Source organism: Hallella multisaccharivorax DSM 17128 (genome assembly GCF_000218235.1).
In the GTDB taxonomy this organism is placed as follows: Bacteria; Bacteroidota; Bacteroidia; order Bacteroidales; family Bacteroidaceae; genus Prevotella; species Prevotella multisaccharivorax.
In genome coordinates this window covers 1,887,105-1,907,354 of the sequence record NZ_GL945017.1, presented here as the reverse complement: position 1 = coordinate 1,907,354, position 20,250 = coordinate 1,887,105, and the positions used below count along the sequence as shown (strand labels likewise).

Annotated in this window: 18 protein-coding genes and 1 pseudogene; 11 read left to right on the top strand and 8 right to left on the bottom strand. The window is 46.4% G+C overall.

What is annotated here, in order from left to right; translation table 11 throughout:
- Window positions 1–2 precede the first annotated feature (2 nt).
- On the top strand, window positions 3–1,055 hold the full coding sequence (arsB, locus tag PREMU_RS08235; protein WP_007574482.1) for an ACR3 family arsenite efflux transporter: 1,053 nt from the start codon (window positions 3–5) through the stop codon (window positions 1,053–1,055).
- A gap of 234 nt (window positions 1,056–1,289) precedes the next feature.
- On the opposite strand, the gene PREMU_RS08230 is transcribed toward arsB, so the two are convergent.
- From PREMU_RS08230 to PREMU_RS08220, 3 genes are read right to left on the bottom strand one after another with little or no spacing between them, the layout of a single operon-like run.
- A complete protein-coding gene (locus PREMU_RS08230; RefSeq protein ID WP_007574481.1) occupies window positions 1,290–1,706 on the bottom strand; it encodes a hypothetical protein in 417 nt (138 codons plus the stop codon).
- A complete protein-coding gene (locus tag PREMU_RS08225; RefSeq protein ID WP_007574480.1) occupies window positions 1,703–2,998 on the bottom strand; it encodes a site-specific integrase in 1,296 nt (431 codons plus the stop codon). Before PREMU_RS08225 ends, PREMU_RS08230 begins: the two co-directional genes overlap by 4 nt.
- Window positions 2,999–3,026: 28 nt before the next feature.
- Window positions 3,027–4,256 (bottom strand): site-specific integrase, encoded by a 1,230-nt coding sequence (locus PREMU_RS08220; protein WP_004365301.1) that lies wholly within the window; start codon window positions 4,254–4,256, stop codon window positions 3,027–3,029.
- A gap of 519 nt (window positions 4,257–4,775) precedes the next feature.
- Here PREMU_RS08220 and nth point away from each other — a divergent pair.
- Genes nth through thiL form a run of 6 tightly spaced genes read left to right on the top strand, consistent with a single transcriptional unit; the run spans window position 4,776 to window position 11,040 of the window.
- Window positions 4,776–5,426, top strand: coding sequence for an endonuclease III (gene nth, locus PREMU_RS08215; protein WP_040558802.1), 651 nt, complete (start codon window positions 4,776–4,778; stop codon window positions 5,424–5,426).
- 25 nt (window positions 5,427–5,451) lie between these two features.
- A complete protein-coding gene (locus PREMU_RS08210) occupies window positions 5,452–6,165 on the top strand; it encodes a DUF2461 domain-containing protein (RefSeq protein WP_040558172.1) in 714 nt (237 codons plus the stop codon).
- A gap of 51 nt (window positions 6,166–6,216) precedes the next feature.
- Window positions 6,217–8,010 (top strand): signal peptide peptidase SppA, encoded by a 1,794-nt coding sequence (gene sppA, locus PREMU_RS08205; protein WP_007574476.1) that lies wholly within the window; start codon window positions 6,217–6,219, stop codon window positions 8,008–8,010.
- A gap of 26 nt (window positions 8,011–8,036) precedes the next feature.
- Window positions 8,037–9,212 (top strand): tetraacyldisaccharide 4'-kinase, encoded by a 1,176-nt coding sequence (lpxK, locus tag PREMU_RS08200; protein ID WP_007574475.1) that lies wholly within the window; start codon window positions 8,037–8,039, stop codon window positions 9,210–9,212.
- Window positions 9,097–9,909, top strand: a complete 813-nt coding sequence (locus PREMU_RS08195) for a purine-nucleoside phosphorylase (RefSeq protein ID WP_083819231.1) — start codon at window positions 9,097–9,099, stop codon at window positions 9,907–9,909. The genes lpxK and PREMU_RS08195 overlap by 116 nt, the downstream gene beginning before the upstream one ends.
- Window positions 9,910–9,924: 15 nt before the next feature.
- The gene (gene thiL / locus PREMU_RS08190; protein WP_007574472.1) at window positions 9,925–11,040 is read left to right on the top strand and encodes a thiamine-phosphate kinase; all 1,116 of its coding nucleotides are present in this window, start codon (window positions 9,925–9,927) and stop codon (window positions 11,038–11,040) included.
- A 93-nt stretch (window positions 11,041–11,133) separates the two neighbouring features.
- Here thiL and lolA1 read toward each other — a convergent pair whose 3' ends face one another.
- Together lolA1 and PREMU_RS08180 are read right to left on the bottom strand one after the other, a co-directional pair.
- Window positions 11,134–11,742, bottom strand: a complete 609-nt coding sequence (gene lolA1, locus PREMU_RS08185) for an outer membrane lipoprotein periplasmic chaperone LolA1 (RefSeq protein WP_007574471.1) — start codon at window positions 11,740–11,742, stop codon at window positions 11,134–11,136.
- A 45-nt stretch (window positions 11,743–11,787) separates the two neighbouring features.
- Complete coding sequence (locus tag PREMU_RS08180; protein WP_040558168.1) at window positions 11,788–14,274, bottom strand: FtsK/SpoIIIE family DNA translocase; 2,487 nt, start codon at window positions 14,272–14,274, stop codon at window positions 11,788–11,790.
- A 188-nt stretch (window positions 14,275–14,462) separates the two neighbouring features.
- Here PREMU_RS08180 and PREMU_RS14570 point away from each other — a divergent pair.
- Window positions 14,463–14,729: pseudogene (locus PREMU_RS14570) on the top strand (NanQ anomerase/TabA/YiaL family protein); the annotation flags it as partial.
- Window positions 14,730–14,888: 159 nt separating this feature from the next.
- On the opposite strand, the gene PREMU_RS08170 reads toward PREMU_RS14570, so the two are convergent.
- On the bottom strand, window positions 14,889–15,521 hold the full coding sequence (locus tag PREMU_RS08170) for an HD domain-containing protein (protein WP_007574469.1): 633 nt from the start codon (window positions 15,519–15,521) through the stop codon (window positions 14,889–14,891).
- A gap of 187 nt (window positions 15,522–15,708) precedes the next feature.
- On the opposite strand from PREMU_RS08170, the gene rplU reads away from it, so the two are divergent.
- The 3 genes from rplU to ltrA all read left to right on the top strand — a co-directional run bounded on the left by rplU (window position 15,709) and on the right by ltrA (window position 18,292).
- Window positions 15,709–16,026 carry a 50S ribosomal protein L21 gene (gene rplU, locus PREMU_RS08165; protein WP_040558800.1) on the top strand — a complete coding sequence of 106 codons (318 nt, stop codon included), beginning with the start codon at window positions 15,709–15,711 and terminating at the stop codon, window positions 16,024–16,026.
- Window positions 16,027–16,044: 18 nt separating this feature from the next.
- Window positions 16,045–16,335, top strand: a complete 291-nt coding sequence (gene rpmA, locus PREMU_RS08160; RefSeq protein ID WP_007574467.1) for a 50S ribosomal protein L27 — start codon at window positions 16,045–16,047, stop codon at window positions 16,333–16,335.
- 511 nt (window positions 16,336–16,846) lie between these two features.
- Window positions 16,847–18,292: a group II intron reverse transcriptase/maturase gene (ltrA, locus tag PREMU_RS08155; RefSeq protein ID WP_007572400.1), complete on the top strand. Its 1,446-nt coding sequence runs from the start codon at window positions 16,847–16,849 to the stop codon at window positions 18,290–18,292.
- A gap of 186 nt (window positions 18,293–18,478) precedes the next feature.
- Here ltrA and PREMU_RS08150 read toward each other — a convergent pair whose 3' ends face one another.
- Together PREMU_RS08150 and PREMU_RS08145 are read right to left on the bottom strand one after the other, a co-directional pair.
- Window positions 18,479–19,882 carry a S8 family serine peptidase gene (locus tag PREMU_RS08150; protein WP_007574466.1) on the bottom strand — a complete coding sequence of 468 codons (1,404 nt, stop codon included), beginning with the start codon at window positions 19,880–19,882 and terminating at the stop codon, window positions 18,479–18,481.
- A complete protein-coding gene (locus PREMU_RS08145) occupies window positions 19,882–20,196 on the bottom strand; it encodes a tetratricopeptide repeat protein (protein WP_007574465.1) in 315 nt (104 codons plus the stop codon). Before PREMU_RS08145 ends, PREMU_RS08150 begins: the two co-directional genes overlap by 1 nt.
- Window positions 20,197–20,250 lie beyond the last annotated feature (54 nt).

Genomic DNA, 20,250 nt, shown 5'->3' with positions numbered 1-20,250 from the left:
TTATGGAAAAGAAACAAGGAATTGGATTTTTTGAAAAATACCTGACTGTCTGGGTTGCCTTGTGCATCATTATTGGAATTGCCGTGGGACAATGGCTTCCGGCAATTCCGCAAACATTAAGCAAATTTGAATATGCCAACGTGTCTATACCCGTGGCAATCCTGATTTGGTTAATGATTTATCCGATGATGCTAAAAGTAGATTTTCAAAGTGTTAAGAATGTCGGCAAGCGTCCGAAAGGAATAATAGTCACTGGCGTTACAAATTGGCTGATAAAGCCATTTACCATGTTTGGAATTGCTTATTTGTTCTTCTATGTGGTTTTCAAAGCCTTTATACCTGCCGGATTAGCCGAAGAATATCTAGCCGGGGCGGTATTATTGGGGGCTGCACCTTGTACAGCTATGGTGTTCGTGTGGAGTTACCTTACTAAAGGGGATGCCGCTTATACACTGGTACAAGTGGCTGTGAACGATTTAATCATATTGGTAGCGTTTGCCCCTATCGTTGCTTTCTTGCTGGGAGTTGGCGGCGTATCTATCCCATGGGACACTCTGTTGCTATCCGTAGGGCTGTTTGTTGTGATACCACTTGCTGCCGGGGTCATTACCCGAATAATGGTTGTCCGCCGCAAAGGTGTGGAGTATTTCAACAATGTATTTATTGAGAAATTTAATAATTACATGGTAGGTGGATTGCTATTAACGCTTATTATCCTGTTTTCATTTCAAGGAGAAACGATACTAAACAATCCCCTGCATATCTTATTGATCGCAGTTCCGCTTGTGTTGCAAACGGTTCTGATATTCTTCGTTGCTTACGGTTGGGCGAAATGGTGGAAATTACCCCATGATGTTGCCGCACCTGCCGGAATGATTGGGGCAAGTAATTTCTTTGAATTGGCGGTTGCTGTAGCTATTTCTCTTTTTGGTTTACAATCTGGGGCTGCATTGGCTACGGTGGTAGGCGTGTTGGTCGAAGTTCCGGTGATGTTGATGTTAGTAAGGATTGTCAATAACACACGACATAATTTCACAGAGATATATCATTCTTAGAGGCAATTGCATAATAAGAAGATATAATAAAGGTAAGATACCTAAATATTATGCCCCCAAAGGGCTAAACGGCTCTCAGTTATTCCCATATAAGATAGAATGTAGTCATAGGGTAGTAATTTTCATTTCTTGTTCTAACTACATTATAACCCTTTTTCTTTCACTGCCTTATCTCTTGTTGTAGTAAGTAGTAGGATAATATCGGTGAAAGAAAAAGGAAATCAATACAGATTATCAGTTATCCGTGCTGCCAAGCAGAAATATCGGTGTTATCACGGATGCAGGTTTCTGCAACCTCTCACAGAGATACTTCCTGAACAAATGCGCTTCTGTGCTGTTCAACTGAAAAGATAGAGCAATGATGATAGGAAGCGGATAGAGCGGAGCATAACCTTTTAGTTGTTCGTTTACATAAATATCATCCTCACCTGCACTCCTTTCATCGGGATGCAGGTTAGAAAATCTCATCAACGCTTGCAGTCTATGGTTAAGTTTACTCCACGTTACACCGAAGAACTTCGCAAGTTCTCCCTCCGTCATGGTTATGTCTCCATTTCCTTTTCTGACAACCTGCATATTGCTGCCCCAATCAAAGATACTGCGATGACAGGCAGTGTTTGTTACGGCTTTTAAGTTATCGTTTGCTTTCATGCCGTTTCCTCCATTTTATAGATTGATACCTTCGAAGGTTCACAAGCCTCTCTCTCCATAGTTTCTTTATCCTTTGCCGATTGTTTGGCAATAAGCCTGTCCATATCCTCCGAAATCTTGTTGTCCGTTACCTGCGCATAAATCTGCGTGCTTGATATGGAAGCGTGCCCCATCATCTTGGCTATACTCTCAATAGGTATTCCTGCACTTAGGCTCATCGTACCGAAGGTATGCCTTGCAACATGGTACGACAATCTCTGTCTGATACCGCAAGCCTTGCCAACAATACTCAGTCTGCCGTCTATCACGCTCCGGCTGCACTCACGGGGAAAGATATGTTTTTTACCTTTTTCTTTCACCGTCTGCTGTTCTTCATTCCCTTTCTGCTCTTCCAGACAATGGCGGATAATAGCCTCTGCTATCGGGTGCAATGGTACGACAAACTCAACCTTTGTCTTCTGACGCTCCTTGCGGATATACTTCCGCCCATCCGCTGCCGTTTGGATATGCCTGTATTCCAAATTTTCCATATCAGCGATAGCCATACCTGTGAAGCAGGAGAAGACGAACATCAGCCGTGCCAATTCCGATTCTCTGTCGTTCATCGTCATTGCCATAAGTTTCATTACATCGCCCTTTTGCAAGAAGCGTATCTTCTTTTCCTCCTTCTCATACTTGGCGTTCTCAAAGGAATTGCAGCGGATAATCCTGCTGCTCACCGCACGAAACATCAGTCGGCTCAGCCAACTGAGATTGGTATTGACAGTCGATGCTTTCAGCCCACGCTTTTTTAGGAAGAAACGGTATTCCTCGAACAAACTCTCCGTAATGGTGACGATAGATATGTCTTGTACTCCTTTGTTTTCGATAAAATCTCGGAGATTTTTATCAGAATAGTAAAGGTTCAGATAAGTCCCCTCTGCCCTTGACTTTCCAACGCTTTCCTTGACGGCTTGCAGTTCCGCTTTGCTCATTGCAAGGAGCGTGGTGGGGTTAGTGGCAATGCCTTGCAAACTGTTCTTGATAAGTTCCACACTTACCACTCCGTCCCTCGTCAGTATGTCCCGATAGGTTTTTTCTACCAATTCCCTGAACTCATTGATTCTTTGGTTGGTCTTCCTATTGGTTGTCAAACCCTGTTTGGAGTTCCACTCGGCAGGCTGGCACTCTTCGCCTGTGGTAATGGCTGTGTTCTTTCCGTCTATGGTGATACGGCAGAGAATGGCGGTATTGCCGTCTGCCTTAGTTTTCTGTCTGTTGATATAGAACAGTATCTTGAATGTACTTCTCATAATGATTTTAGTTTTAATATGTCTATTGCTAAATACTCATCTGCATATCCTCCGTGAAAGAAAGAAAACGATTAAACTCCTCAAAGAGTTTTTGGGGTGTAACCTTTGCATAACGCTCGGTCATACTTACGTTGCTATGTCCGAGCATCTTGCTCACAGTTTCAATCGGAACTCCTTGCTCAAGCGTGATGAGCGTAGCAAAGGTGTGCCTTGCCGTATGCGTGGTAAAGGGAAAGGCAATGCCCACTCTAAGGCGCAATGCTTTAAGATACGATTGATAGGTGGCATACTTCATCTGTGGCAGCAGCGTTTCCCTTTCTTCGCTTCGATACTTCTCTATTATCCTAATCGCTTCGGGCAACAACTTAATACGGCAAAGTACACCTGTCTTCTGCCTATTGAACTTCATCCAAAGATTTTCCTCATCATCACGGACAAGATGTGTCTTACTTAATCCCATTAAATCACAATAGGCTGCACCTGTATGACAGGCAAAAACAAACAAATCCCTTGCTGTTTCCATTTCTTCCTCCAACTCTCCGAAGTGGGTATTCATTAGTTTGTCAAGTGAACGTCTGTCAAGTGCCTTTGGGAGTTTCTTATCACCTCTTGCTATCTTTACATTAGCAAATAATAAGGTGTCAGCCAATCCTTCACGGTATGCCAACCTGCATACGGTCTTTATTTGGGATGCAACTGCATAGAAACTACTTTCCTGAAACCCTAATTTGTTCAAGTAGTAGTCCCTGAAATCATAAATGAAATTTTCTGTAAGTTGCGAGAAAGACAAATCTTCCACCTTGTACTTGTCTTCGATAAATGTCCTAAGATTATTACGGGTAGTATAGTAATTGGAAATTGTTTCTCTCTTAATGTCAATTCCAATATGTTCTTTCTTCTCCCTGATGAGGATGTCCAATCGTTCGATAAGCATACATCGTGTCTGTACGCTGCCTTGAAACAGTTCCTTTACATCGGTTGCGTCAAATGGGCAACCTTTGGAAAGTAAGGCTTGATAAGCCGACTGAACAGACAACAGCAAACTCTCCAACCTGCCGTTTATCTCTACTGCCTCACGACTCTTGCCGTCCACTCTACTCTCACGGGGATTCCACAACTCTGGATTGCAGGAGAGTTTACAACTGAACTGGGCAACATTCCTTCCAAGTGTGATACGTCCCATAATCGGAGCCTTGCCCGACTTGTCAAGACCGCTCTTTTTGAGGTAGAGCAACACCTTCATTTTCTCTTGTTTCATACGCTTTAATTTTTATGGGCAAAGTTACCCGAATTAAAGCGTTCCTCACTTATGCAGAAAACTGCCGACCACAGCAACAGCCACACGAGCGAAAATAATTCGGTTACCGGACATTACTCCATCGTTACCTATCCCAAAATCAGGTAATGCTTTGGTAACTGAACTTTTGCCTAAATCTGCATATTCCTACCCTTTTTGAAAAGAGCACCTCTATGCAAATCGTTCCATTTCTCACTCATTATCAGTTAGTTTACGCCAACTTCTACTTTTCTTCATTTTCGTTGATTAGTTACAGTGTAGAGGCATCGCGATTACAGTGTAAAGGCATCGCGATTACGGTGTAAAGGCGATGGCTTATTTGCCGTTCAGGGGGGAAGCTATCCATTAATTTCTGTCAATATGGATCCTTAAATGCCCACGTTTTTTGGTCGTGCCATATTATTTATGTATCTTTGCACGAAATAAGGCCCATTGGGGAGACCTGTTCATATGGGCGAAATTAATTATGCTTTTTTCAGTATGACACGGAAGGAGAGATATAAGTTTATCCTTGACTATTTTAAGGAGCACCAACCTGTCGTTACCACACAGTTAGAGTTTGGTTCGGCATTTCAACTGTTGTGTGCCACGCTTCTCTCCGCCCAATGCACGGACAAGCGCATCAATGAGATTACACCCGCTCTTTTCAGGCGCTATCCGGATGCGGCAAGCATGGCGACGGCAGAGCCGGACGACCTGCTCGAATTTATTCACAGTGTGAGTTATCCCAATGCCAAGGCACGCCATCTTGTGGCGATGGCGCGCAAGCTTGTCAGTGACTTTGGCGGGGAAGTACCTGACAATACCGCCGACCTTGTGAGCCTTCCCGGTGTGGGCAGGAAAACAGCCAATGTGTTGCAAGCTGTATGGTTTGGTAAAGCGGTGATGGCCGTTGACACGCATGTCTATCGGGTCGCGCACCGGTTGGGTCTTGTGCCTTCCACAGCTAACACTCCGCTGAAAGTGGAGGAGAGTCTTGAAAAGAATATTCCGAAAGAAGACATTCCCCGCGCCCATCACTGGTTGCTTCTGCATGGACGCTATGTGTGTCTGAGCGCGAAGCCGAAGTGCGACAAGTGCCCGTTCAATGATATTTGTCCAAAATTACTAAAGAATAGTAAACTCTCTTAGTTTATTGACTATTGACATTCAACCCATGAATATACAGTTAATACTGAATTTTCTCAAAGAAATAGCTGCCAATAACAATCGTCCGTGGTTTCAGGAGCATAAGGCAGAATATGAGCGTGCGAAGCATGAGTTTGAAGATGGCGTTCAGTTGTTCATCAAGGAATTGTCGGCCTTTGATTCAGAAATTACTCATCTGACCCCCAAGGATTGCTGCTATCGCTTTTATCGCGACGTAAGGTTCTCACCTGACAAGTCGCCTTACAAACGGCATTTTGGCGCATATATCTGCGCACATGGCAGGAAGTCGTTGCGTGGGGGCTATTATCTTCATCTTCAGCCTGGACATAGCCTGATGGCAATAGGCTCTTACTGGCTTCCCACCAACATCCTGACGGCCATGCGCAATGAGATCATGGGCAATATTGATGAGTGGCGGCGGTGTGTAGAAGACGGCCGGTTCATTCACTATTTCGGATACCCCAACATGGCGGCATGGGAAGGAGAGTTTCCCACGAGCGGCAAGGGCTTTGGAATCAGCAGCCTGAGGAAAGCGCCCAAGGACTTCCCCAAGGACTATGAGTTTCTGAGCTATCTGAAGATGAAGGACTATTGTGCGTGGCGTAGTGTAGATGATAACTTCTTTGAAAAGCCTGATTGGGCACATCAGGCGGCGGCGATCTGCAGGGTGGGCAAGCCGATGATGGACTTCGTCAATAGCGTGGTCGATGACTATGAATGATGTGAAATAACAATAATTGAATGTTTTACCCGAAAACCAACTTAACAAACAATGAATAATTTCTTGAAAAACGTCTTGGCTACCTTTGTTGGCATTCTGCTGTTCACCGTGGTGGCTACAGTGATCGGTCTTGTCGGCATCTTGGGTATGGCTGCATCAGCCGGCACATCTTCTTCCATCGAAGATGGCAGTGTGCTTGTGCTCAATCTCCGCGGCACCCTGCAGGACCAGGCGTCAGATAGCTCCCCGCTGAAGATGCTGCAGGGCGACGATGAAGCGAATCAGGGACTTGCCGATATGCTTACGGCCGTAAGGGAAGCAAAGACGTCTGATAAGATAAAAGGCATTTATATAGAAGCTGATGGAATGGAATCGGACATGGCGCAGGCTCAGGAGCTACGCGATGCTTTGGCTGATTTCAAGACTTCAGGGAAATGGATCATTGCCTTTGGAGAACAATACGCCACCAACGACTATTACATTGCTTCTGTTGCCGACAAGGTTTATATCAACCCCCAAGGGGAGTTTCAATGGCAGGGCCTGGGTGCAAAAATCGTATTTCTCAAAGACCTGTTTAAGAAGGTGGGCATCAGTACAATGGCTTTCAAATGCGGCAAGTACAAGAGTGCCACAGAAACCTTTACGGAAGAGAAAATGAGCGATCCCAGCCGCGAGCAGGCACAACGCTATCTCGACGGCATATGGGATGTGGTTGTAGATGCAGTCTCTAAGAGCCGTCACATCAGTAAGACAGACCTCAACAGGTATGCCGACGACATGGTGTCGATGGAGGATGCAAGGCAGTTGGTGAAATACAAGTTCTTCGACGGAGTGCTCTATAATGATGAGATAAGAGGCATTATCAGAAAGAAGTTAGGCCTTGACACTGACAAGACCATTCCTCAGGCGACGGTTGCAGACATGATGACTGTGAACAACGATAACAGTGGTGATGAGATAGCTGTCTATTACGCTTCGGGTGAAATTGTCTATCAGGAGCCGAGCGGCAACATTTATAAAAACACCCGCTATATCGTCGGCAAGGACATGAGTCGGGATATGAATGATTTGGCCAAAGATAACGATGTGAAAGCGGTTGTCATCCGTGTCAACTCCCCCGGTGGATCAAGCTATGACTCCGAACAGATCTGGCATGCTATCGGGCAATTGAAAAAATCAGGGAAGCCTGTCGTGGTTTCTATGAGTGGTTATGCGGCTTCTGGCGGATACTATATCAGCAGTGGAGCCGACTACATCTTTGCTGACCCCACAACCATTACGGGTTCCATCGGTATTTTCGGTATGCTGCAGGAAGGATCTGGACTGGCACAAAAGCTTGGCCTGAAGTTTGACGGGGTGGAGACCAACCGCAACGCAACTATGGGCATGTCGATATACGGACTTATGCTTGCACCGCTCAACGCAGAGCAGGGAGCAAAGATGCAGGCAAGCGTCAATAGGGGCTATCAGCTCTTCAAGTCGCGTGTGGCGGCAGGACGCCATCTTTCCATGGATGCAGTGGAGCAATGTGCACAGGGGCATGTCTTTTTGGGTATGGATGCCTTGAAGCTGAGACTCGTCGATGGTTTGGGTGGGATGGACAAGGCTGTTGCCAAGGCAGCGAAATTGGCAAAGCTGAAAAAATACCATACTGTGGATTATCCGACACAGAAAAGTTTCCTCGCCAAGTTACTGGGCAACAGTGATGAAGCGACAGGTTCGCTTTTGGATGAGAAACTGCAATCACTTCTGGGGCCCTATTATATGTCTTTCGTGCTGATGGATCAGGCCAGGTCAATGGGTAAGATGCAGGCACGCCTGCCTTATCTCATCATTCGGAACTGAGGCTGACATTTTAAATTTTACATTCTATGGAGGGTGATCTTATCAAGATACGTGAGTGGCTTTTGCCGTTGAGCTGGATCTACGGCGTGGGCGTAAGCTTTCGCAACTGGCTTTTCAACGTAGGTTTGCTTCATCAACAGTCTTACGATATCCCTGTCATAGCCGTCGGCAACATCACCGTCGGCGGGACAGGCAAGACCCCTCACGTAGAATACCTCGTGCGTATGCTTGACAGTATTGCCAGGGTGGCAGTGTTGTCAAGGGGATATAAGCGGAAGAGTAAGGGCTATGTATTGGCCGACGACAATTCGACTGTGACTGAAATCGGCGACGAACCTTTCCAGGTGAAGCGGAAATTCCGTAATATTTATGTTGCCGTGGATGCCAACCGCAGACAGGGAATAGACCGCCTGATAAACGACGAAGCTACTAAAGACGTGGATGTGATTCTCCTTGACGACGCCTTCCAGCACCGTTATGTCAAGCCTGGAATTAATATACTGCTTGTTGATTACCACCGGCTTGTCATCTACGACAAGTTGCTTCCCGCCGGACGACTGCGTGAACCCTTGTCGGGGAAACAGCGCGCTGATTTCGTTATAGTGACCAAATGCCCGGAGGATTTAAAGCCGATGGATATTCGTGTGTTGACAAAGGCGATGAATCTTTTTCCTTATCAGGAGCTTTTCTTCACTACGATGGAATACGGAGATCTCTACTCGCTTTATCATCAAGGGACAGCAATGGCTTTGCCTGATTTGAAGAAGTATAATGTGCTGCTCTTGGCTGGCATTGCCTCTCCTGAGGAGATGGAGAATGATATCAGATTAAAGTGCCGAAGTTTGATCCCTCTTACTTTTAATGATCACCATTCTTTCACGCAAAAGGATGTGGAAACAATCAATCAAGCTTTTGCCAAACTGGATGGTCCAAAGATAATAGTGACTACAGAGAAAGACTCTACACGGCTCTTGCAGACGGAAGGCTTGAGTCAGGAGGTGAAAGACTCTCTGTATGTTTTGCCTATACAGGTAAGATTTATGCAGGAGCCGGAAGAAGAATTATTTACTAATAAGATAATAAGCTATGTACGAAAAAATTCAAGAGACAGCATCTTGGCTAAGGGAAAGAATGCCCGCACGGCCAACGACGGCGATCATACTGGGAACAGGACTCGGACAATTAGCTTCCGAGATAACTGATACCACAGAATTTCCTTATAAGGAAATTCCCAACTTCCCTGTTTCGACAGTGGATGGACATGCCGGTAAGCTCATCTTCGGTAAGCTCGGCGGAAGGGATATCATGGCCATGGACGGTCGTTTCCATTATTATGAAGGTTATTCGATGAAGGAAGTGACTTTCCCTGTGAGAGTGATGTATGAGCTCGGTATCAATACGCTTTTTGTCAGCAATGCTGCGGGAGGAATGAATCCCAGCTTCAAGATCGGGGACCTGATGATTATTGATGATCACATCAACTTCTTCCCAGAACATCCGCTTCATGGCAAGAACTTCCCCACCGGTCCACGTTTCCCTGATATGCATGAGGTTTACGACAAGCAGTTGCGTGACCTGGCCGATGAGATAGGCAGAGAGAAGGGCATTCGCCTGATGCATGGTGTATATGTCGGCGTGCAGGGGCCCACGTTTGAGACTCCTTCTGAATACCGTATGTACCATCTACTTGGCGGTAGTGCAGTGGGCATGAGCACGGTGCCGGAGGTCATAGTGGCGCACCACTGTGGCATGAAGGTGTTTGGTATCAGCGTTATCACCGATCTTGGAGGATTTGACGTGCCAGTGGAGGTGAGCCATGAGGAGGTGCAGCAGGCAGCAAACGCATCACAACCTCTCATGGCTGAGATTTTCAGGGAGATGATCAGGCGCTGTAACTAAATATCTTTACCATCTATGGAAATAAAGGAACTTGGTGAATTCGGCCTTATTAACCGGCTCACCAAAGATATTAAAGTCGGCAATCCGTCAACGCTGAAAGGGGTAGGTGACGACTGCACGGTGCTTTCCTATCCCGACAAGGAGGTGCTTGTCACGACGGACATGCTGATGGAAGGGGTGCATTTCGACCTTACTTACAACAGCATGGAGCAATTGGGTTACAAGGGTGCAATGGTCAATCTGAGTGATGTGTTTGCCATGAATGGCACGCCGCGACAGCTTTTGGTAAGCATTGCTCTTGGCAAACGTTTCAAAGTGGAGGATCTTGACGATTTTTATGCGGGGCTTCACCAAGCTTGCGACAAGTGGAATGTGGATATCGTCGGTGGAGACACTTGCTCATCAATGACGGGGCTTGCCATCAGTATCACGTGTGTGGGAGAAGCAGCAAGGGAAGATATTGTTTATCGTAATGGCGCCAATGAGACGGATCTCATTTGTGTCAGTGGTGATTTGGGAGCCTCTTACATGGGATTGCAGCTGTTAGAGCGTGAGAAGAGTGTGTATTATCAACAGATTGACGAACTTAACGCTAAAATCAGAAGTGCACAAAAAGACGGTAATGATGCACTTGTGAAGCATTTACAGGAGGAAGGTATGAAGATAATCGATTTCCAACCTGATTTTGCCGGACGTGAGTATCTGCTTCAACGCCAATTAAGGCCGGAGGCAAGAGGGGATATCATCAATCTTCTGCGTGAGAATCATATTCGTCCTACCGCGATGATGGACATCTCGGACGGTCTCTCATCTGAACTGTTGCATATCTGCCATCAAAGTCATTGCGGTTGCCGTATCTATGAAAAAAATATCCCCATTGACTATCAAACGGCAGTCACGGCGGAAGAATTTAATATGAATGTGACTACTTGCGCCATGAATGGGGGAGAGGACTATGAGCTGCTTTTCACTTGCCCCATTGGCGACCACGATAAGCTTAATGCTTTAGAAAGTCAAGGAATTAGGCAGATAGGCTACATCACTAAAGAAGAATTAGGTTGCCGCCTTATCTCGCGTGGGGACGGTCAGGAGTTTGACATTACGGCACAAGGATGGAATCCACTCCTTTAGTTGGATAGACCTTAGTTACTAAAGTGTTGGGTGATAATGATTGTTTTGTTCTGCCTTGACATGTTTCATTATCACCCAAAAGCTAATACTTATTTATCTCAAATCAATAACATCAGCCTTAGGGAAGTCCTTTGCATTGAAAGAGAACTTGCTGTCGGGTTGGTCCTTGGCAACAAAATTACGGATAGTAATAGTGGTCCAATCACGGCCTTGTCGCATTTTTACTTCTGACGGCTTGTAAGATCCTTTGTTGATAGTGATATAAGCTTCTTGTACACTCCGTTGTTTGTTTTCTGCAATCATGTGGACTATATAATTGCCGCCAGCCTTTGTCATTGAGAGTTTATATCCATTCTTGTACATGGAGATGAAGGTACAAGGATTCATGCTCATGCGTTTGGCTTCTGTAGGTGTGGAGATGTTGACCTCATTTGTCATCTTGAGGTAGCTCCACTGTGTTTTTCCGTTATACCATACAACTGCCTTTTTAGTGCGCGCCTGAAACATATTTCCTTTAATGGCAATCGTTCCAGTTTGTGTACCAACCTTTTTACCTGATACAGTGAAATCTGCTTGAGCTCCGCCATTGCGTCCCACGACGGCAGCAGTCTTGTCCAATACTTCCATTGCCTGCTTGCTACCTTGTGCAAAGACGCTTATACAGAGTAACAGCAGGATGTTCAAAACTAATGATTTCTTCATGGTCTTAAATGCTATCCTTTTTATAGAAAACTATATATATTGTCATCAAACACCGTGTATTCTGGCCAACAGTGCATTCAGGCTATTCTCATCCTGCAGCAGCACGTCGCGAGGCTTTGCGCCTTGTGCAGGCCCCACAATGCCAGCTTTCTCCAGTTGGTCCATGAGACGTCCCGCACGGTTATATCCAATGGAGAACCTCCGCTGAATCATACTTGTGGAGCCTTGTTGTGAGATGACGATGGCATGTGCCACCTCATCGAAATATGGATCAAAGTTTTTGGCCTCGCCATCTCCTCCTGCACTGACACCCATGGCATTGGGATCATCGGGCTCAGGCAATTCAAAAGGATCCACGGGACCTGGCTCCGCGGAAACAAAATCGTTGATGGCTTCTATCTCCGATGTATCAATGAAAGCGCATTGTACTCGCACCGGCTCACCGCCACCAAGGAACAGCATATCACCTCTTCCGATGAGCTGGTCGGCGCCCGTACGGTCGAGGATAGTCCGTGAGTCAATTTGCGAAGCAACGCGGAATGCCATACGGCCAGGGAAGTTAGCTTTGATATTTCCGGTAATAATCTTCGTGGTGGGTCGCTGTGTGGCTATTATCATATGGATTCCTACAGCACGCGCTAATTGTGCGATGCGGGCTATGGGCATTTCTATTTCCTTGCCAGCCGTCATAATCAGGTCACCGAACTCATCGATGACTACCACGATATACGGCATATACTCATGTCCATCTGTGAGCCGTAACTTGTGATGAATAAACTTGTCGTTGTATTCGTCAATCTTCTTCACATTGGCGAGTTTCAGCAAATCATAGCGATGGTCCATGAGTTTACAAAGTGAATTAAGCGTCCTCACTACCTTTTGCACGTCGGTAATGATGGGTTCGTCCTCATTTTCAGGCAGCGCAGCCATATAATGGGGCGCAATCTTATTGTAAATGCTGAACTCCACCTTTTTCGGATCTACGAGAACGAATTTCAGTTCGTTGGGATGTTTCTTATATAATAAAGAGGTGATGATGGCATTTAATCCTACCGACTTACCCTGTCCGGTGGCGCCAGCCACAAGTAAATGGGGCAGCTTGGCAAGGTCAACCATAAACACCTCGTTGGTAATGGTCTTACCCAATGCCATGGGGAGTATCATCTTCGTGGTTTGGAATTTCTTGGTATTGAGCACACTCTCCATAGAGACGATCTGCGGCTTTTTATTAGGCACCTCAATGCCGATAGTGCCCTTACCGGGTATAGGCGCTATGATGCGAATGCCCAGCGCAGCGAGGCTCAGCGCAATGTCAGCTTCAAGGCCACGTATCTTGCTAATACGTACGCCCTCTGCGGGCGTAATCTCATAGAGTGTTACCGTAGGCCCTACCGTAGCGTTGATTTTGCTGATGGTGACATTGAAACTCTTGAGGACATCTACAATGCGGGCATTGTTTGATTTTATCTCTTCCATGTCGATCACCGGTTTACTGTCGCACCTCTTAAGCAGGTCATAACTGGGGAACTTGTAGTGTGTGAAGGGCTCCCAAGGATTGATAGGTGTATCGAGATCGCTCAAAGTCTTTGCCGTATTCTGGGTGGCTGCAGCCTCTGTGGATGTCTTCTCCACTGTCAGACTTGCTATCTCATCGGCTTTTCCAACGACGGCATTAGTCTTAGGCATTCTTTTGTCGATGCCTTCCTTCGCGTTTTTTTCTGTATTAGAACCCTTAAATTGGGTGAAGTCAGTGAGATCGACCACAGTTGGCGCACTGTCGTCATCGGTATGTGTCTCTTCAGAAAGCGCCTCTTCCTCATTAGCTTGGGCGTCTGTGTCATCGGAATCAAAAGATCCATCCTCGTTGATTGCATGGTTGTTGACCGTGAGCTTGACGCGCTCTGTGAAATATTTCACCGGATTCAGCGCTTTGCGCACCACCTCTATAGTCTCATGACTGAGGTAAGTAAGAAAGGCGATGGCCGTGACAGCAAGAAGCGCTATTAAGCCGGGAGCACCGATGATGTCTTCTATACGCTTCACGCAGAAAAGTCCGTGCATTCCACCCGGATTATATACTTCTTCGCCCATGAATGGCGAGAGTACCTTCGCTAAAAATATTGAGAGCCATACCATTATGAAGGCCATGCAAAGAAACCATTTCAGTAGGCTAACGGAATAAGCCCTCATTAGTTTCAATGCCACTAAAATCACAAAGGCGGGTATGAGAAAGGCGGGCAACCCAAAGTTGATGGTAATCAGATAATACGATATGATTGCCCCAATAGATCCACAATAGTTGCCAAACTCATGGTTTCCATTGAGAAACTCCATTGGTCTCAATGATTCCAATATGCTTTGGTCCGCTGGGCCTGTTGACAAATAGCTCACCATCGCAATAATGAGATACACAGACACTGCTAAGAGTACAAGGCCGAAAAAGAAGTTAGCCGTGTCACTCTCAAATCTATTTCTTATTCCCACCGCTTCTCCAAAAGATTTGGATTTTTTGGTTGAACGTCTCTTCGTCATTTCTTTGCTTTTATCATGCAAAAGTACCTTTTTTAATTGGAATGGCAAAATATAGCCGTCCACTTTTTTGACGATCTTCTGAGAAAGTGGTCTTTATGGTTGGAAAAGCATTGCGTTATTGTTTTTCTTACTTATCTTTGTAGCAATTGGTATTTTCTTGAAACATTCAATCTCATTTAATTACAATTATAATTTACGGAAAACTCACTCATGCAGGCCGTTATGGATCTCTTCATTCTCTTTTCCATGAACTTTTCGCATACGTTGACGCTCACGATCTTCTCCATGCGCCATTGGGCAGAATAAGGCTCGAGGGCGACAAGCTTTTTATCAACAATGTCAATCCCGACACACTCTCTCAGGATCAGCAAACGCTTGAAGTGCATCGCCGATACATTGATGTGCATATCCTTCTTGAGGGCCATGAGCGGGTGGGGTGGCGAGCTTTGGAAGATTGTACCCAGACACTACATTCCTTCATATGCCCTTTTGTACATCGAATTTGATACCTTTTACCCATGTGTCGGCAAGTGCCGCTGCCGCGTGATCATAATGGTTTCAGCTAAGGGCTGCCGCCGGTCATGGTTGACCGCCTCTTCTTGTTAGTGGGAAGGTTAGAGCTCGTCGCGATCCTGTGGTGTCACTTCCATGATGGCAGCCGCCATGGAGTCAGCACATTGTACGATGCAGCACAATGGGTATTCCTGTCTTGCGGTGTCATAGCAACGCTCGTCCTCATAGGAGTTCATGTTCAGCCCGAACGCGCCCATATGCCATCTGATGGCGAGCATCTCGTCATCGTGCAGGTCCAGGCCGCTGAGCAGGAGCATGATGACCGATTTCTCTCCATGCCCCATGGGAAAATCTTTATAACTGATGTTATAGCCCTCGGCATCTTCCCATTGTCCGAGCTTATTCTTATGCTTTTTGATGGTCTTTTTATAAATGTCGGTTTTGCAGACATCGTGCAGCAGGGTAGCGATGATGACACTTTCGCGCTTCACCTCTCCAGCCGATGCGGCGTCAAGAGTCTTAAGTCCGTCAAAGATCATCAGTCCAGCCTTACACACGTTAAGGCTATGCTGGCACAGTCCGCCGGCAATATTGAGGTGATGTCCGGCTGAAGCCGGCGCTTCGAAAAAGCCGCTCTTCTCTAAGTCCTCGATGACATAGTCCATACCCTCACGCTTAGTAGAGCGAAGCAGCGATTCGAACTCTTCCTGATTCTTTCTCTTGTCTATTTCCATTTAAATCTGATATTTCCCTGCAAAATTAATCAAAAATATTGGTGCGGACTAAAATAATCGGTTGAAAAAGATGGTTCTATGAATAGAAATGCGTAACTTTGCACCCGATTATGAGTCCGTGGAGGCTAAAGAAGAGACGACGATAGCTCGTCCGCCTTGCGGAAAAAACCGTTTATATATTTATAAAATGTACGCAATCGTAGAGATTAACGGTCAGCAGTTCAAGGCAGAGGCAGGCAAAAAGCTTTTTGTCAACCATTTGAAGGATGCTGAGGCCGGCAAGACTGTTGAGTTCGACCGTGTGCTGCTCGTAGACAATGATGGGGCAGTGACTGTCGGTGCGCCTACTGTTGATGGCGCAAAGGTTGTTGCCGAGGTGGTCAACCCACTGGTTAAGGGCGACAAGGTAGTGGTGTTCAAGATGAAACGCCGTAAGGATTACCGTGTGAAGAATGGTCACCGTACTCACTTCACAGAGGTAGAAGTTAAATCAATTAACGCTTAAAACAGGAGGTAAAACAAGATGGCTCATAAGAAAGGACAGACCAGTTCACGCAACGGTCGTGAATCAGCAGCTCAACGTTTAGGTGTTAAGATCTGGGGTGGCCAGAAGATTGTTGCCGGTAACATCATTGTTCGCCAGCGTGGCAACAAGCACTTCGCAGGTGAGAATGTGGCTCAGGGTAAGGATGATACACTCTACGCTCTGACCGACGGTGTGGTTTACTTCCACAAGGGTGCCCGCAATAAGAGTACTGTTTCCGTGCTCAGCCCCGAGGCTTACGCAGCTAAGACAAACAAAGCTGACGCTTAACGTTAATAAGTCGTTAAGACAAATAAAAACTTATTCCAAACAAACATAGGAGCCTGCACCCGTGAGGGAGCAGGCTCCGCTCTTTTAGTATGCTCGGCATGAGTATTGTCTAACGGGTGCAAGTCCCGAGTAAGCCTTAATAGCGGGAATTACATAGCCAAAGGCAAGGGCGTCCATCGTGAGGTGGAATCTGAAAGAAGCCGGCGGCAAACATCTGACCTAACGAACAGAAACTTCATACAAGGCATATGACCGTGGGTAAGGTTGCTAAACAAATCAAAGCCCTATAGCTATTCGGAACGGTTGGTGTAAATGAAGTGGGTATAAGATGGAAAGACAATGCCCTTATCCGAGGAGGTCTCACGGACACTTCAAATAGTTTTTTTTTACGAAAGAAGTGGAGTAAAGCTTGCCGTGAGAAGTCAGCAGACGCCATAGTAGTGCAATACTCGATAACGTTGCATGAAGGGCTGAACCTAACAATCAAGCGATAGTAATTGAAACATACCTCATGAAGGAAAGAATGCAGAAAACATTATCCCAAGTTAATGGCTGCCCCCAAAGAGATAGGTCGGAAACCGAATGGTATGGGGGAGTGCAGACCTACATGTGGATGTGTGAAGACAACATCGTGGAAGTACCATTCGACAAGGAACACCTTTTCGAGCAAATCCTTAGCCCTTCAAATCTCAACCGAGCCTACAAGGCAGTTATGAGAAACAAAGGCTGTGGTGGTATCGACAAGATGTCGTGTGAGCAGTTGCTCCCATGGCTATTGACCAATAAGGACTTGCTCATCCGTTCCTTGATGGACGGCTCTTACCGTCCAAACCCAGTGAAAAGGGTAGAAATACCCAAAGACAATGGCAAGATGCGCCTGTTGGGAATACCTACAGTAGTAGACCGTTTGGTGCAACAAGCCATAAACCAAGTATTGACCCCCATCTATGAGAACCAATTTTCCAAGACGAGCTACGGCTTCCGTCCGAGAAGAGGATGCCATGACGCAATACGAGGAGCGCAAAGTATAATTAATGAAGGCTACATATATGTAGTAGACCTTGACCTTGAACGCTTCTTCGATACCGTGAGCCATAGCAAACTCATAGAAATTCTCAGCCGTACGATAAAAGACGGCAGAGTGGTCAGTCTTATACACAAATATCTCCGAAGTGGTGTAATGAACAAAGGCTTGTTTGAAGCGAGCGAAGAGGGAACTCCCCAAGGAGGACCGCTAAGTCCGTTGTTGAGTAACATCATACTCAACGAATTGGACAAAGAACTTGAACGCAGAGGGCTTCCCTTTGTACGCTATGCCGATGACTCGATGATATTCTGTAAGTCCAAAAGGGCTGCAATGCGAGTGAAGGAGTCTATAACCCGATTTATAGAAAATGTTCTATATCTCAGAGTCAACAAGGAAAAGACCGTAGTGTCGTATGTACGTGGAGTGAAATATCTGGGCTACTCCTTTTATGTGATGAAAGGCAAATGCCAACTCACTGTGCACCCAAAATCCAAAGCCAAGATGAAGTCAAGGTTGAAAGAACTGACAAGTCGCAGCAATGGATGGGGATATGCCAAGAGAAAGCAAAAGCTGAAAGAATACATAAGAGGGTGGGTTGGCTATTATCACCTTGCCAATATGAAGCGTCTCTTGCTTGAAACAGACGAATGGTTAAGACGTAGAATACGCATGTGTATATGGAAAGCTTGGAAGAAAGTCAAGACAAAAGTGGCAAACCTCATTAGATGTGGTATTAATAAATACCAAGCATACGAATGGGGTAATACTCGTAAGGGTTATTGGCATATAGCTAATAGTCCTATTTTAGCAACTGCAATAAGTAACAACAATCTACGTGCAGCAGGGTATGCTACTTTAATGGGGACGTATCTCGAATGGCACCCCAAAATAGGAACCGCCGTATGCGGGACCGCATGTACGGTGGTGTGAGAGGTCGGAAAACGAAAGTAGGAAGAAAACTACTTCGTTTTCCTCCTACTCGATTGGCGTTGCCTTTACAGTGTAAACGCATTGTCTTTACAGTGTAAACGCGTTGCCTTTACAGTGTAAACGCGTTGCCTTTACGGTGTAGACGCGTTGCCATAAAGTATAAAGGTAATTTCCCATTGGTTGCCATCATTTCTTGAAGCCTGATGTAGCGTTGTTGTATGCCTTCCAGAAATCGGGTATGCCATAGCCGTAGACATTGTCAGGCCACTGGGCCCTGTCGGCAGAGAGACGTATGAGGCTCATGAGCTGTCTGGCATTGAGTGTGGGCAGGGCCTGCCAAAGGCATGCCGTGAGCCCGCAGACGATGGGCGAGGCAAACGACGTACCGTTGTTGGTTGTTTTCACTCCATTGCTGCCGATGACGCTCACATTGACTCCCATTGCGCTGATATCAGGTTTGATGCGCCCGTCCTGCGTCGGGCCAAGACTGGAGAACGACGCACTGAGACTGTCGGTGTCTATGGCACCAACGGTGAGTATGTCGGTGGCATCGGCAGGAATGTTCACCTTATGCCACGAAGAACTGCCCTCGTTGCCTGCTGAATTGCAGAGAATGATTCCCTTGGAGGCCAGCATCGCAGCGGTTTGGCTCACATAGCTTTGTCCGTTGAGGTCACGCAGATGAAGTCTCATGGTGTCTCCGTCCCAGTGCGTGTATCCTAACGAGGAATTGATGAGGTCGGCTCCAATAGAGTCGGCAAACTCAGCTCCCATGGTCCACGAATCCTCTTCTGCAGGGGTTTCGGTCTCCATGTCTTCCGTACGTATGAGCGCGTAGTCTGCTTCGGGAGCACTCCCAGTCATGATGCTGGAGTTGTTCGCAGCCATGACCGACAGCACCATGGTGCCGTGTGCGTGCTCGGCAAAGATATTAGCCGACCGCCGGGGCGCAAAATCGGCTGTGGCTTTGATGCTTACGTTGCTCAGGGCCTCAATTTTGTCGGCATTGTTGAATCCTGCATCGAGGATGGCAATCAGCATGCCCTTACCTCTGAATCCGGCATTATGCAGCAGGATACCGTTTTCTAATTGGATTTGTCTGTATCCTGACCCGTAGACATTGTGTTGGGAAGTGGTTGTCGACTCATGGTTCTCGATTTCGTTTCTCATCATTGGCTTGACGGAATCAGGTGATTCATAGAGCTTGAACCACTTTTTGACAAAGGGCAGAGCGGCTAAATTGATCGCGATATTGTCTTTTGACGATGACACTGTGATTGTGTTATGCCATCGGCTGGTTCCCATGACGGTGAGTCCGGCCTGCTTCACTCGGGCAACGTAGGCTGGCGAAACGGGCAGGTCAGTGGAGTCGATGGCAATGGCTTGACGCTGTCTGCGACGAATAGCACGTTGTGAAAGGTATTGCTCTGGATGGGTAATAGAGTAGGGAGAGCCTTTTTTATCAGCAAGATACAGACGATAGATGAAGTTTTTTTCCATGGCTATCTTGCGGCTGTTGTAGCAAGGGGCTGTCGTTGCCAACCATGACAGGGTGGCAACAAGCAGCAAGAAAATCGGTGGAGTTCTCATCAGATGCTGTTGATAAAGTCTTTGATTTCTTCGCAGCGTGTCTTGGCAGGCTGATAACCCAATGCCGCCGATTTCTTCCAAAGCTTGACGGCTTTTGCGGCATCTTCCACAACGCCCTGACCTCTCCAGCAGCACCACCCGTAGAGATAAAGCCCCTCGGCATCTTGATAGCGGTCCGCGAATTTGAGGATGCGGCAGGCATCCTCGTAGTTTTGCATCTCAAGGAGATGGCGGGCACGACCCATGGCATGAGCAAATGTCTCGTTGTCGCCTTCGTCTGAGAAACCAAAGAAGGTTCGCCAAAGACTTTTCATATTGTATCTTTATTATTTGGCTGCAAAGTTACACTATTTTAGACGAAGTCAGAG